The organism is Serratia sp. 2880STDY5682894 (assembly GCF_001537385.1).
Taxonomy (GTDB): domain Bacteria; phylum Pseudomonadota; class Gammaproteobacteria; order Enterobacterales; family Enterobacteriaceae; genus Serratia; species Serratia nevei.
The window spans coordinates 307,692-320,755 of sequence record NZ_FCJA01000002.1; the positions used below are offsets into that span (position 1 = coordinate 307,692).

Consider the following 13,064-nt stretch of genomic DNA (forward strand, 5'->3'; position numbering starts at 1 on the left):
GCGAGCGGGTAACGCTCCTTTTTCTCAATGAAGCTGAAACGATTCAATTCAGCAGGAGAGGAGAATCATGTTCCAGTTGTCACCGCAAGACATTCATCTGGGCGCCGCTGCCGACGGTAAGCAGGAGGCCATCCGCCAGGTGGCCGCCGCCCTGACCGAAGCGGGCTGCGTCAGCGCCGGTTACGTGGACGGCATGCTGCAGCGCGAACTGCAGACGTCCACCTATCTGGGCAACGGCATCGCCATTCCGCACGGCACCACCGATACCCGCGATCTGGTGCTGAAAACCGGCGTGCAGGTATTCCAGTTCCCGCAGGGCATCGCCTGGGGCGAAGGCCAGACCGCCTATGTGGCGATCGGCATCGCCGCCCGCTCCGACGAGCATTTGGCGCTGCTGCGCCAGCTCACTCACGTATTGAGCGATGACGGCGTGGCGGAGCGGCTGGCGAAAACCACCTCCGCGGAAGAGCTGCGCAGCCTGCTGATGGGCGAACAGCAGAGCGCCGAATTTCAGTTCGACGTTTCGCTGATTGCGCTCGACGTCGCGGCCGACAGCCTGATGACGCTGCAGGCGCTGAATGCCGGCCGGCTGCAAAAGGCCGGCGCGGTCAACGCGCAGTTCGTCAGCGATGCCATCACTCGCAAGCCGCTGAACCTGGGGCAGGGCATCTGGCTGAGCGACAGCGTCGAAGGCAACCTGGCCAGCGCGGCCACCATCAGCCGTCCGGCGCACGCTTTCGTGGAAGACGGCGAGCCGGTGGCGCTGCTGCTGACGGTGTCGGTTGCCGATGCGCAGCCGCTGGCGGTGCTCAACTACCTCAGCGACCTGCTGCTGGCCAACAAAGCTGAACGCCTGCTGAAGGCGGATGCCGCCGGGGTGCTGGCGCTGCTGACCAGCGAAGTGGCCGAGGAGAGCAGCGTGCTGAGCGCCGAGTTTGTGATCCGCAACGAGCACGGCCTGCACGCACGGCCGGGCACGGCGCTGGTCAACGTGATCAAAAGTTTCAACAGTGACATCACCGTCACCAACCTGGACGGCAGCGGTAAGCCGGCCAACGGGCGCAGCCTGATGAAGGTGGTAGCGCTGGGCGTGAAGAAAGGGCATCACCTGCGCTTTACCGCCAATGGAGAAGATGCTGAAGCCGCGCTGAAGGCGATTGGCGAAGCGATTAATGAAGGACTGGGCGAGGGCGCAGCATGAGCAGAAGAGTAGCAACGATCACCCTGAACCCGGCGTACGATCTGGTGGGCTTCTGCCCGCAGATCGAGCGCGGGGAAGTCAACCGGGTAAAAACCGCCGGCCTGCACGCCGCCGGTAAGGGCATCAACGTCGCCAAAGTGTTGAAGGATTTGGGCATCGACGTCACCGTCGGCGGTTTCCTGGGCAAAGACAATCAGGACGGTTTCCAGCTGCTGTTCAGCGATCTGGGGATCGCCAACCGCTTCCAGGTGGTGCCGGGCCGTACCCGCATCAACGTCAAGCTGACGGAAAAAGACGGTGAAGTGACCGACTTCAACTTCTCCGGTTTTGAAGTGACGCCGCAGGACTGGGATCGCTTCGTCAGCGACTCGCTGAGCTGGCTGGGCCAGTTCGACATGGTGGCGGTGAGCGGCAGCCTGCCGGCCGGTGTCGATCCCGATGCCTTTACCGACTGGATGACCCAGCTGCGCGCCAAGTGCCCGTGCATCATTTTCGACAGCAGCCGCGAAGCGCTGGTCGCCGGGCTGAAGGCCTCGCCGTGGCTGGTGAAGCCGAACCGCCGCGAGCTGGAAATCTGGGCCGGCCGCCCGCTGCCGACGCTGGCGGACGTGGTCGAGGCCGCGCATGCGCTGCGCGAACAGGGCATCGCCCACGTGGTGATCTCCCTCGGCGCGGAAGGCGCGCTGTGGGTTAATGCGTCCGGCGCCTGGATCGCCAAACCGCCGTCCTGTGAGGTGGTCAGCACCGTGGGTGCCGGCGATTCGATGGTCGGGGGCCTGATTTACGGCCTGCTGATGCGCGAATCCAGTGAACATACCCTGCGTCTGGCCACGGCGGTAGCGGCGCTGGCGGTCAGCCAGAGCAACGTCGGCGTGACCGATCGTCCCCAGTTGGCCGCGATGATGGCGCGCGTCGATCTGAAACCTTTCAATCAATAGCAGGAGGCAGAATGAAAACGCTGCTGATGGTAGACAGTTCGCTGGGGCAGGCCCGTGGCCACCTGGCGAAACGCATGCTGGAGGCTGCCGCGGCCAAAACCGGCCTGACGCTGGTCGAGTCGCTGCAGGACGCCGAACTGGTGGCGGTGGCGGGGCAGTCTGCCCCTGCTGACGCCGGGCTGAACGGCAAATTGGTGTATGTGGGCGACGTAGAGCAGGCGGTGCGTGAGCCGGAGGCTTTTCTGGCGCGCGCCAAGGCCGAAGCTGAAACCTATCAGGCACCGCAGGCGGCGCCGGTGAAAGCCGATGGGCAAAAACGCATCGTGGCGATCACCGCTTGCCCAACCGGCGTGGCGCACACCTTTATGGCGGCCGAAGCCATTGAAAGTGAAGCGAAGAAACGCGGCTGGTGGGTGAAGGTGGAAACGCGCGGCTCCGTCGGTGCCGGCAACGCCATCACCCCGGAAGAAGTGGCGGCGGCGGATCTGGTGATCGTCGCGGCGGATATCGAGGTGGATCTGGATAAGTTTGCCGGTAAGCCGATGTACCGCACTTCCACCGGCCTGGCGCTGAAGAAAACCGCCCAGGAACTGGACAAGGCGCTGGCCGAGGCCGAGGTGTTCCAGCCGCAGCAGCGCGGCAGTGCGGCGCCGGCGGGTAAAAAGAAAGAGGGCAACGGCCCGTATCGCCACCTGCTGACCGGCGTGTCCTACATGCTGCCGATGGTGGTGGCCGGCGGTCTGTGTATCGCGCTGTCGTTCGTGTTCGGCATCAAGGCGTTTGAAGTCAAAGGCACGTTGGCGGCGGCGCTGATGCAGATCGGCGGCGGCTCCGCCTTTGCGCTGATGGTGCCGGTATTGGCCGGTTTCATCGCCTTCTCCATCGCGGATCGCCCGGGCCTGACGCCGGGCCTGATCGGAGGCATGCTGGCCGTGAGCACCGGCGCCGGGTTCCTCGGCGGCATCATCGCCGGTTTCCTGGCGGGTTACGTCGCCAAGGCGATCAGCAGCAAGCTGCGTCTGCCGCAGAGCATGGAAGCGCTAAAGCCAATCTTGATCATTCCGCTGGTGGCCAGCCTGATCACCGGTCTTATCATGATTTACGTGGTCGGCACGCCGGTGGCGAAAATCATGGAAGGCCTGACCCATTGGCTGCAGTCGCTGGGCACCGCCAACGCGGTGCTGCTGGGGGCGATTCTCGGCGCGATGATGTGTACCGACATGGGCGGTCCGGTGAACAAAGCGGCCTACGCCTTTGGCGTGGCGCTGCTCAGCTCCTCGGTGTATGCGCCAATGGCGGCGATCATGGCCGCCGGCATGGTGCCTCCGCTGGCGATGGGGCTGGCGACGCTGCTAGCGCGCCACAAGTTCGAGAAATCCGAACGGGAAGGCGGCAAAGCGGCGCTGGTGCTGGGCCTGTGCTTTATCTCTGAAGGGGCGATCCCGTTCGCCGCCCGCGATCCGATGCGCGTGCTGCCTTGCTGCATCGCCGGCGGGGCGCTGACCGGTGCGCTGTCGATGGCGTTCGGCGCCAAACTGATGGCGCCGCACGGCGGGCTGTTCGTGCTGCTGATCCCGGGTGCAATCACGCCGGTGCTGCTGTATCTGGTGGCGATCGCCGCCGGTACCCTGCTGGCGGGCGTGGCTTATGCCCTGCTGAAGCGTGCTGAAACGTCGGTCGCCGCCGCGGCGTAACTGACGTCGGTATCGCCAAAACGCGCAGCCCTGGGTTGCGCGTTTTTGTTTGTGGTTGAGGCAGTTAGCACGATTTATCCCTGGCCAAAAGCCACAACGCTTTCTAAGCTGACAGCGCGACTTTGTTCATGCGAACAAGGAATGACTCAAGGAGATTCATTCGTGGCTAAAAAAGTGGCGATCGTACTGGCATCCGGTTTCGCCGATTGGGAATACGTGCTGATTGCCGGCGTTGGCGGCCCGTTTTATGGGCTGGAGGTAGCGTTTTTTGCGCCGCAGGTCGGAAAGTTTCGATCACAGGGCGGGCTGACGGTAGAGGTTGAAAAAGGCGTGGCCGAATTGGCGGATTGGCGCCCCGAGGTGCTGGTGGTGGTCGGTGGCACTCTATGGGAAACCGAACGGGCACCGGATATCAGCGCGTTGCTCAACGAGCAGTTTCAACGCGGCGCAACCCTGGCGGGCATTTGCGGTGGAACGTTGGCGTTGGCGCGGGCCGGCCTGTTGAACGGCAGGGCGCATACTTCCAACGATGCCGGGTTTTTGACGCGCCATGCTGAGGGCTACACCGGGCAGAGCCATTTCGTTGCGAGCGCCGCCGCCGTCGTGGATGACCGTGTCATTACGGCACCGGGATCGGCACCGGTCAGCTTTACCGCCGCCGTGTTCAGGGCTGCGGGCCTGGATGAAGAGACGCTGCGCCAGTTCAGCGCCATGTTGGCGGCGGAGCACGCGGTGGGGGAAACCGCTCGCGCCTAGGCGAGCGGCCAGAGGTGGGTTACTGCTGCGCCTTCAGCCAGGCGATCTCTTCCGCCCAGATATCCGGATTTACCGTTTCCAGAATCAGCGGGATATTGTCGAAACGCGGATCGCGCATGATGTAGCTGAACACCGTTTTGCCGATGTTGCCCTCTCCCAGGCTGTGGTGGCGGTCGACGCGGCTGTTGAACTCGCTCTTGGCATCGTTCAGGTGCATGCCGCGCAGGTAGTTGAAACCGACGATGTCGCCAAGCTGCTTAAAAGTGCGCTCGCACTCTTCTTCGGTACGCAGATCGTATCCGGCGGCGAAGGCGTGGCAGGTGTCGATGCAAACGCCGACGCGGCTCTTGTCTTCCACGCCGTCGATGATCGCCGCCAGATGTTCGAATTTGAAGCCCAGGTTGCTGCCCTGGCCGGCGGTGTTTTCGATCACCGCCGTCACGCCGGCGGTTTTGTCCAGCGCGATGTTGATCGATTCGGCGATGCGCGCCAGGCACTTGTCTTCATCGATTTGCAGCAGGTGGCTGCCCGGGTGGAAGTTCAGCAGCGTCAGCCCCAGCTGTTCGCAGCGCTGCAACTCGTCGATAAACGCCTCGCGCGATTTTTCCAACGCCTCGGCCACCGGGTGGCCCAGGTTGATCAGGTAGCTGTCGTGCGGCAGGATTTGCCCCGGCCCGAAGCCGTACTGCGCGCAGGCGCTCTTGAACTTATCGATCACGTCGGCGGCCAGCGGCGCGGCCTTCCATTGACGCTGATTTTTGGTGAACAGGGCGAACGCGGTCGCCTCCAATTCGTGCGCGCGGATAACCGCCTGATCCACGCCGCCTGACGCGCTGACATGTGCACCGACAAACTTCATCTTCATTCTCCTGTGTTATCGGTGACATTATGGCATTGATGGCGGGCGGATTGAATGATGAAAAGCGGCGGCCCGCCGAAGCGGGCCGCTGAAGGGGATGATTAGAGCCAGTGTTGCACCAGCTGGTTTATCGCGCCGCCGCCGACCAGCAGCCAGACGAACAGCAGCGTGGCCAACAGAATCGGTTTCATCCCGGCCTGGCGCACGGCGCTGATGTGGGTGGTCAGCCCCAACGCCGCCATCGCCATCGCCAGCATCCAAGTGTCGGCGGTGATCAGATGGTGCACCAGCGTGGCCGGCAGCAGGTTGAAGGAGTTCAGCCCGGCGACGGCGATAAACAGCACGGCAAACCACGGAATGGTGATGGCGGATTTTTCCGCCTTGCCTGCGCTGCCGCGGCTGATGTAGCCCGACAGCAGCAGCAGGAACGGCGCCAGCATCATCACGCGGATCATCTTGGCGATCACCGCCGCATTTTCGGCGTCCGGCCCGATGGCGTGCCCGGCCGCAACCACCTGAGCCACTTCGTGGATGGTGGAGCCGGCGTAGATGCCGAAGGTTTCCTGGCTGAACGGCAGCCACTGGAAGTGTTCATTCAGCTGATACAGCCATGGGTAGGCGAAGATCGCCAGGGTGCCGAACACCACCACGGTCGAGACCGCCACCGCCACTTTGCTGGAGTCGGCCTTCAGCACCGGCTCGGTGGCCATCACCGCCGCCGCGCCGCAAATGCTGCTGCCGGCGCCGATCAGCATCGCGGTCTGGCTGTCGATGCCAAACACTTTCTTGCCGAGCCAGCAGGCCAGCAGGAAGGTGGTGGTCAGGGTCAGCGCATCGATGATGATGCCGCTGGCGCCCACGTCGGCGATTTGCTGAAAGGTCAGGCGGAAGCCGTAAAGGATAATGCCCAGACGCAGCAGGCGTTGTTTGGCCAGCTGTACGCCGCCGTGACAAACGGTTTGCCAGCGGGGATACAGCGTGTTGCCCACCAGAATGCCGAACAGGATCGCCAGCGTCAGCGCCCCCAGGCCCAGCTCCGCCACCCAGGGAATGTCGCCGGCCCAGACGGCCAGCGCGGTGAGCGCGCCGGTGAGCGCCAGCCCCGGCACCAGGCGCGGCAGGCCGAACAGCGGAAAGCGTCGCTCGGGATAAGTGTGAGTGGTATCAGTCGCCATAAAAGTCAGTCCTTCAGTCTGTTTCTTGCTGCTAAGAGTACGTTTGGGCTGAATAAAAGAGAAATTGATTATATATTTATAACCTATCTGAATAAGTGGTATGGCGTCAGGCATTGGCATAAAGCCGCATTGCGGCTAGGGTGAGGAGGAGCGGCGAGCCGCCGTCAACTTTCCAACTGAACAGGAGCAGGCGATGGATACCGACGATCAACGCAGAGAGCAGATAGACCAGGAAGTGGGGCGCGCGGTGCGGCGGTTGATTGAAGAAAACAAGGTGGTCGATCGCGATCGCCTGGTGGCGATGCTGCAATTAATACAGCGGGACGAAGCCGGCACGCCGCGCGAGGCGGTGCTGGCCGCGGCGGCGCAGCTGGTCGCCTTGGGCAAGTAACGCGCCGAATTGGCCGTAAACCGGGTAGCCTCGCCGGGCTACCCACATCATGTTGACATCATTTTGTGGTTCTCTGGCAGAACCCTTTTTCACTACCGGGACGGCTATGCATATCACGTTGCGTCAACTGGAAGTCTTCACCGAAGTGCTGAAAAGCGGTTCGACCACTCAGGCCTCGGTGGTGCTGGCGCTGTCGCAGTCGGCGGTCAGCGCGGCGCTGGCGGATCTGGAGGGGCAACTGGGCGTGCAGCTGTTCGATCGCGTCGGCAAACGGCTGGTGATCAACGAGCACGGCCGGTTGCTGTATCCCAAGGCGCTGGCGCTGCTGGAGCAGGCGGGGGAAATCGAGCAGCTGTTTCGCCATGACGGCGGGGCGCTGCGCATCGCCGCCAGCAGCACCATCGGCAACTACATGCTGCCGGAGATGATCGCCCGTTACCGCCGGGACTTTCCGGCCACGCCGCTGGAGCTGAACGTCGGCAACAGCCAGGACGTGATCGTGGCGGTGGCGGATTTCCGCGTCGATCTGGGGCTGATCGAAGGGCCTTGCCATATGCCGGAGCTGGTGACGCAGCCGTGGCTGGAGGACGAGCTGGTGGTGTTCGCCGCGCCGGACAACCCGCTGACCCATCAACCGCCGACGCTGGAGGCGTTGGCCAATGCGCCGTGGATCTTGCGCGAGCGCGGTTCGGGCACCCGCGAGGTGCTGGATCATCTGCTGTTGGCGCACCTGCCGCACTTCCAGCTGGTGATGGAGCTCGGCAACTCGGAGGCTATCAAGCACGCGGTGCGGCACGGCATCGGCATCAGCTGCCTGTCGCGGCGGGTGGTGGCGGAACAGCTGGCCAGCGGCGCGCTGGTAGAACTGCCGGTACCGCTGCCGCCGCTGCGGCGCACCCTGTACCTGATCCGCCATCGGCAAAAGCACATTTCCAACGCATTACAGCGTTTTCTCAGCTATTGCGCGCTGTAATCGGCAGCGCGTCACGCCCTCTGCTGCCGCGCAGGCCGGAAAAAGCATAAAAACCTGCGCGCGCTCACATTAATGAGAGTAAGTAAGGCCATAAGGGCCGCGGCTAATAATTGCCTCTGAATTATGAAGCTATCTTATATCAGTGCAATGTTGCTAGTTCACCGGCGGGTATTTGTTACAATCCGCCCTCATTTTTCAAAGAGCAGATAGGGTACGAATGGCTCAGCAGGATATAAAAACATCGGGGCAGCAAGCACCCGGATTGCGCCGCGAGCTGAAAGCCCGGCATTTGACCATGATCGCCATCGGCGGCTCCATCGGCACCGGCCTGTTCGTCGCCTCGGGGGCCACGGTTTCTCAGGCAGGCCCCGGCGGGGCGCTGTTGTCTTACGCGCTGATCGGTTTGATGGTGTACTTCCTGATGACCAGCCTGGGCGAGCTGGCGGCCTTTATGCCGGTCTCCGGTTCATTCTCCACTTACGGCGCCAAATACGTGGAAGAAGGCTTCGGCTTCGCGCTGGGCTGGAACTACTGGTACAACTGGGCGGTGACCATCGCCGTTGACCTGGTGGCCTCGCAGTTGGTGATGAGCTACTGGTTCCCGGACACCCCCGGCTGGATCTGGAGCGCGCTGTTCCTCGGCCTGATGTTCCTGCTGAACTACATTTCGGTGAAAGGGTTCGGCGAGGCGGAATACTGGTTCGCGCTGATCAAGGTCAGCACCGTGATTATCTTCATCGCCGTCGGCGTGCTGATGATCGTCGGCATTCTGAAGGGCGGCGAGCACGCCGGCTGGCAGAACTGGACGATAGGGGACGCGCCGTTCGCCGGTGGCTTCTCGGCGATGATCGGCGTGGCCATGATCGTCGGCTTCTCGTTCCAGGGCACCGAGCTCATCGGTATCGCGGCCGGTGAATCGGAAAACCCGGGTAAAAACATCCCGCGCGCGGTGCGTCAGGTGTTCTGGCGTATCCTGCTGTTCTATATCTTCGCCATTCTGATCATCAGCCTGATTATTCCGTATACCGATCCGAGCCTGCTGCGCAACGACGTGAAGGACATCAGCGTCAGCCCGTTCACCCTGGTGTTCCAGCATGCCGGCCTGCTGTCGGCGGCGGCGGTGATGAACGCGGTGATCCTGACGGCGGTGCTGTCGGCCGGTAACTCGGGCATGTACGCCTCTACCCGCATGCTGTTCACCCTGGCGTCGGAAGGCAAGGCGCCGCGCATCTTCGCCAAGCTGTCGAAAGGCGGCGTGCCGCGCAACGCGCTGTACGCGACCTGCGTGGTGGCCGGGCTGTGCTTCCTGACGTCGATGTTCGGCAACCAGTCGGTTTACCTGTGGCTGCTGAATACCTCGGGTATGACCGGTTTCATCGCCTGGTTGGGCATCGCTATCAGCCACTATCGCTTCCGTCGCGGTTACATGCTGCAGGGGCGCGATCTGAACGACTTGCCGTACCGTTCCGGGTTCTTCCCGCTGGGGCCGATCTTCGCCTTCGTGCTGTGCCTGATCATTACCCTGGGCCAGAACTACCAGGCCTTCCTGCAAGACAAGATCGACTGGTACGGCGTGACCGCGACCTACATCGGCATTCCGCTGTTCCTGCTGATCTGGTTTGGTTACAAGCTGTCGCGCGGCACCCGCGTCGTGAAGTACAGCGAAATGGAATTCCCGAAGATGGACGTGAAGTAATTTTCGGAGAGTGAGACGCGGCGGGGGTTCCCGCCGCGTGTGGTTTTACTTTTTCCCGCCTTTGGCTTCCGCCAGCGCCTGCTGCGCCGAGCTCATCAAATCTTCCACCGTCGCATAATCCTGCGTCAGCGCCAAAATGCCGGCGTTGAGCTGCATGTTCACCTCGCCGAACGCGCCAAAATCGTAGGGCGCCTCCAGCGGCGGCACGATACGCGCGAGGAACTCGCTTTCCGCGCCGTAGGGCAGATCGTGCACCAGTATCAAAAACAGGCCGCCGGTATAGCGGCAGACGTAGTCGCTGGGGCGGATCAGCGTCTTGAGGCGCTCGCCGACGGTGCGCAGCACGTCATCGCCAATCTGGACGCCGTGGCTTTGGTAGAGCGCAGCCAGCGGACCGAACTCAAGAATGAACAGGTGGGAGATCGTCTGCGCCGCTGCGGGGCGGCAGATGCTGCGCATCACCACCTCGCCGCCCGCTCGGTTGAGGAAGCCGGTCAGGCGATCGCGGTGCGACGCCTGCTGCTTCTCCCAAGCCAGCGTGACGTGCTGTACCCGTTGGCGGTGGTAGCGAGCGATCATGCCATGGGCCAGCACCAGCCACAGCGGCGCGAGGTCCGCCAGGACAAACAGGTTTTGCACGCGCGACAACGGCGCCGCCAGCAGGTAGGGCAGCGTCAGCGCGATCACCTCAAGCAGTGCGAAGCGCGGCGCGGCGGCGTGGCGCTGCATCAGCCAGCAGGCCAGGGCGGTAATCGTCAGCCCGGCGAACAGGATTAAAACGAAGCGGCCTGACAGCATCGCCAGCGCGGCGCTGGCGCCGACCAGCAGCATCCACAGCAACACCGTCACCAGCATGGCGTCCGGCCAGGCGGGTTGGCGCCGCCGCGCCAACCCGGCGCGTCCGGCGGTTAACAGCAACAGCAGCAGCAGCAAGCCGATGCCGACCAGCCGCTGGTTCAGCCAGGCGTACCCCACCAACAGCGCCGCCGGCCCCACGGCATTCAGCCAGGGGGTGAGGGGAGAGGGCGTCAGCGTGAGCCGCAGCTGGCGTTGAAACGGCTCGTCGTCGGCGTGCAGCGGGCTGTACAACAGCCAGTTCAGCAGCGCCGGGCGTTTGGGCGTTACCGCCGGAGATGGACTTCTCATTACAGCCTCGTTAATAAAGGCCGCTCTTGCGGCGGCCTGAAGGTTTTTTGCACGCGCGGTGCTGTGCTTTTGGATTCTAAGTGGTTTTTTCGTTATTTGTCAGAGTCTGGTCGGATCAGGAATAACTTTCAGAATAATGAACCTAATGGCCGTTGGCGGGGTAAAGGCGAGGGGATGAAAAATGGCGATAGAAAACAATTTATTACATTTTCATAACGCCGTTTTCACCTATTGATATGATTGATAAGTATTATCGTTTGCTTTATTGTTAACGGCTGCGCGCAGGCTGTCGCCGCGCGCTTTCCGGTTTACGGCGGACGCTTTCGCGCCGCTGTCATGATGGTTGTAACAGGTATCCTAACTAATGAGCGTATCCACCGATCCCATGACTGAAGCCAAGGGGCAACCCGACGCCGGCGTGATGGGGCGTTATCAGCATATTCTTCGCCATCGCCTGTTGATGATGGGCGCGTTGGCACTGGCAATCCTGGGCTCGCTGCTGCTGGATTTCACCATGGGGCCGTCCGGGCTGTCGCTGTCGTCCTTATGGCAAACGTTGCTCGATCCCGCCGCGGCCGATGCCGGCACGCGGGTCATCGTCTGGGACATCCGCTTGCCTTACGCGCTGATGGCGGTGGTGGTGGGCTTTGCGCTCGGCCTGGCCGGGGCGGAAATGCAGACCATCCTGAATAACCCGCTGGCCAGCCCCTTTACCCTCGGCGTGTCTTCCGCCGCGGCCTTTGGCGCCGCGCTGGCGATCGTGCTCGGCATCGGCATTCCGGGTATTCCCGATCAGTGGTTCATCTCCGCCAACGCCTTTATCTTTGCGCTGTTCGCCGCGCTGATGCTCGACGGCATCACGCGCTGGACGCGGGTCGCCACCTCCGGCGTGGTGCTGTTCGGCATCGCGCTGGTGTTTACCTTCAACGCGCTGGTATCGATGATGCAGTTCATCGCCAGCGAGGACACGCTGCAGGGGCTGGTATTCTGGACCATGGGCAGCCTGGCGCGCGCCTCGTGGGACAAGCTGGGCATCCTGTTCGGCGTATTCGCCGTGCTGCTGCCGCTGTCGATGATGAGCTCGTGGAAACTGACCGCGCTGCGTCTGGGTGAAGATCGGGCGGTGAGCTTCGGTATCGATGTGCGCCGTCTGCGGCTGGCCACGCTGCTGCGCATCAGCATTCTCTCGGCGCTGGCGGTGGCCTTCGTCGGGCCGATCGGCTTTATCGGCCTGGTGGCGCCGCACATCGCCCGCATGATCTTCGGCGAAGATCACCGCTTCTATCTGCCGGCCAGCGCGCTGATTGGCGCGCTGGTGCTGTCGATGGCCTCGGTGGCGTCGAAAAATCTGGTGCCCGGGGTGATCATTCCGGTGGGCATCGTCACGTCGCTGGTCGGGGTGCCGTTCTTCCTGAGCATTATTCTGCGCCACCGGGGGAACGTATGATCCAGGGCTTACGAATAGAAAACTTCTCGGCGGGCTACCCGAAGCGCCCGGTGATCGACGATCTCTCGGTGCCGATGCTGCCACGGGGGCAAATCACCGTGCTGCTGGGGCCGAACGGCAGCGGCAAATCGACGCTGCTGCGCTCGCTGGCCGGGCTGAACCCGGCGCAGGGCAAGCTGTGGCTGGACGACGGCGATCTGATGCAGATGCCGTTCGCCCGTCGGGCGGAGAAAGTGGTCTATCTGCCGCAGTCGCTGCCCGCCGGGGTGCATCTGCACGTGCTGGAGTCGATCATCGTGGCGCAGCGCGCCTCGGGCGGCCGCAGCAACGCCGGCAGCGAAGCGGAAGTGATGGCCCTGCTGGAGCAGTTGGGCATCGCGCACCTGGCGCTGAGCTACCTCGATCAACTGTCCGGCGGCCAGAAACAGCTGGTGGGATTGGCGCAGTCGCTGATCCGTCAGCCCTCGCTGCTGCTGCTGGATGAGCCGCTGAGCGCGCTCGATCTCAACTATCAGTTCCACGTGATGGATTTGGTGCGCCGCGAAACCCGCAAGCGCAATATCGTGACGGTGGTGGTAGTGCATGACATCAACATCGCGCTGCGCCACGGCGACCACGTGCTGATGCTGCAGGATGGCGATCTGATCGCCGACGGTGCGCCGGAGCAGGTGATTACGCCGCAGAGCCTGGCGCGGGTCTACGGCGTGCGCGGGCGCATCGAACGCTGCTCGCAGGGCACGCCGCAGGTGCTGATAGACGGCCTGGTAAACCAGCCGACGATTTAACCC

General features: G+C 63.0%; 12 protein-coding genes. 9 read left to right on the forward strand and 3 right to left on the reverse strand.

The features are described from left to right. Nucleotides 1-67 precede the first annotated feature (67 nt). From fruB to AWX27_RS06275, 4 genes are all read left to right on the forward strand, one after another. The gene (gene fruB / locus AWX27_RS06260; protein WP_060420213.1) at nucleotides 68-1,201 is read left to right on the forward strand and encodes a fused PTS fructose transporter subunit IIA/HPr protein; all 1,134 of its coding nucleotides are present in this window, start codon (nucleotides 68-70) and stop codon (nucleotides 1,199-1,201) included. Beyond that, nucleotides 1,198-2,139, forward strand: a complete 942-nt coding sequence (gene fruK, locus AWX27_RS06265) for a 1-phosphofructokinase (RefSeq protein WP_015378523.1) — start codon at nucleotides 1,198-1,200, stop codon at nucleotides 2,137-2,139. Before fruB ends, fruK begins: the two co-directional genes overlap by 4 nt. Before the next feature lie 11 nt (nucleotides 2,140-2,150). After that, nucleotides 2,151-3,833 carry a PTS fructose transporter subunit IIBC gene (fruA, locus tag AWX27_RS06270; RefSeq protein ID WP_060420216.1) on the forward strand — a complete coding sequence of 561 codons (1,683 nt, stop codon included), beginning with the start codon at nucleotides 2,151-2,153 and terminating at the stop codon, nucleotides 3,831-3,833. A gap of 162 nt (nucleotides 3,834-3,995) precedes the next feature. After that, on the forward strand, nucleotides 3,996-4,589 hold the full coding sequence (locus tag AWX27_RS06275) for a DJ-1/PfpI family protein (protein WP_080432913.1): 594 nt from the start codon (nucleotides 3,996-3,998) through the stop codon (nucleotides 4,587-4,589). Between the two features lie 19 nt (nucleotides 4,590-4,608). On the opposite strand, the gene nfo is transcribed toward AWX27_RS06275, so the two are convergent. Further along, entirely contained in the window at nucleotides 4,609-5,448 is an 840-nt protein-coding gene (gene nfo / locus AWX27_RS06280) for a deoxyribonuclease IV (protein ID WP_016926988.1), read from the reverse strand. Between the two features lie 101 nt (nucleotides 5,449-5,549). Then, nucleotides 5,550-6,623 (reverse strand): YeiH family protein, encoded by a 1,074-nt coding sequence (locus AWX27_RS06285; protein ID WP_060420222.1) that lies wholly within the window; start codon nucleotides 6,621-6,623, stop codon nucleotides 5,550-5,552. A gap of 193 nt (nucleotides 6,624-6,816) precedes the next feature. Between AWX27_RS06285 and AWX27_RS06290 the strand changes: the two genes are divergently transcribed. The 3 genes from AWX27_RS06290 to AWX27_RS06300 all read left to right on the forward strand — a co-directional run bounded on the left by AWX27_RS06290 (nucleotide 6,817) and on the right by AWX27_RS06300 (nucleotide 9,683). After that, nucleotides 6,817-7,014, forward strand: a complete 198-nt coding sequence (locus AWX27_RS06290) for a hypothetical protein (protein ID WP_038877849.1) — start codon at nucleotides 6,817-6,819, stop codon at nucleotides 7,012-7,014. Nucleotides 7,015-7,120: 106 nt separating this feature from the next. Further along, on the forward strand, nucleotides 7,121-7,987 hold the full coding sequence (gene yieE, locus AWX27_RS06295) for a DNA-binding transcriptional regulator YeiE (RefSeq protein ID WP_025303536.1): 867 nt from the start codon (nucleotides 7,121-7,123) through the stop codon (nucleotides 7,985-7,987). Between the two features lie 217 nt (nucleotides 7,988-8,204). Continuing rightward, the gene (locus AWX27_RS06300) at nucleotides 8,205-9,683 is read left to right on the forward strand and encodes an amino acid permease (protein ID WP_025160186.1); all 1,479 of its coding nucleotides are present in this window, start codon (nucleotides 8,205-8,207) and stop codon (nucleotides 9,681-9,683) included. 45 nt (nucleotides 9,684-9,728) lie between these two features. Here AWX27_RS06300 and AWX27_RS06305 read toward each other — a convergent pair whose 3' ends face one another. After that, entirely contained in the window at nucleotides 9,729-10,829 is a 1,101-nt protein-coding gene (locus AWX27_RS06305) for a GGDEF domain-containing protein (protein ID WP_060420225.1), read from the reverse strand. A gap of 364 nt (nucleotides 10,830-11,193) precedes the next feature. Here AWX27_RS06305 and AWX27_RS06310 point away from each other — a divergent pair, with 364 nt between their 5' ends. Both AWX27_RS06310 and AWX27_RS06315 read left to right on the forward strand, forming a co-directional pair. Continuing rightward, nucleotides 11,194-12,276, forward strand: a complete 1,083-nt coding sequence (locus AWX27_RS06310; RefSeq protein ID WP_060420227.1) for a FecCD family ABC transporter permease — start codon at nucleotides 11,194-11,196, stop codon at nucleotides 12,274-12,276. After that, the gene (locus AWX27_RS06315; RefSeq protein WP_038877856.1) at nucleotides 12,273-13,061 is read left to right on the forward strand and encodes an ABC transporter ATP-binding protein; all 789 of its coding nucleotides are present in this window, start codon (nucleotides 12,273-12,275) and stop codon (nucleotides 13,059-13,061) included. Before AWX27_RS06310 ends, AWX27_RS06315 begins: the two co-directional genes overlap by 4 nt. The last annotated feature ends 3 nt before the right edge of the window (nucleotides 13,062-13,064 follow it).

What these genes read in the sequence shown, in the direction of transcription:
- AWX27_RS06305 (WP_060420225.1), bottom strand. Translation starts at nt 10,829, where the DNA reads ATGAGAAGTCCATCTCCGGCGGTAACGCCCAAACGCCCGGCGCTGCTG.
- AWX27_RS06285 (WP_060420222.1), bottom strand. Translation starts at nt 6,623, where the DNA reads ATGGCGACTGATACCACTCACACTTATCCCGAGCGACGCTTTCCGCTG.
- AWX27_RS06300 (WP_025160186.1), top strand. Translation starts at nt 8,205, where the DNA reads ATGGCTCAGCAGGATATAAAAACATCGGGGCAGCAAGCACCCGGATTG.
- fruA (WP_060420216.1), top strand. Translation starts at nt 2,151, where the DNA reads ATGAAAACGCTGCTGATGGTAGACAGTTCGCTGGGGCAGGCCCGTGGC.
- yieE (WP_025303536.1), top strand. Translation starts at nt 7,121, where the DNA reads ATGCATATCACGTTGCGTCAACTGGAAGTCTTCACCGAAGTGCTGAAA.
- AWX27_RS06310 (WP_060420227.1), top strand. Translation starts at nt 11,194, where the DNA reads ATGAGCGTATCCACCGATCCCATGACTGAAGCCAAGGGGCAACCCGAC.
- AWX27_RS06315 (WP_038877856.1), top strand. Translation starts at nt 12,273, where the DNA reads ATGATCCAGGGCTTACGAATAGAAAACTTCTCGGCGGGCTACCCGAAG.
- fruB (WP_060420213.1), top strand. Translation starts at nt 68, where the DNA reads ATGTTCCAGTTGTCACCGCAAGACATTCATCTGGGCGCCGCTGCCGAC.
- AWX27_RS06290 (WP_038877849.1), top strand. Translation starts at nt 6,817, where the DNA reads ATGGATACCGACGATCAACGCAGAGAGCAGATAGACCAGGAAGTGGGG.
- nfo (WP_016926988.1), bottom strand. Translation starts at nt 5,448, where the DNA reads ATGAAGTTTGTCGGTGCACATGTCAGCGCGTCAGGCGGCGTGGATCAG.
- fruK (WP_015378523.1), top strand. Translation starts at nt 1,198, where the DNA reads ATGAGCAGAAGAGTAGCAACGATCACCCTGAACCCGGCGTACGATCTG.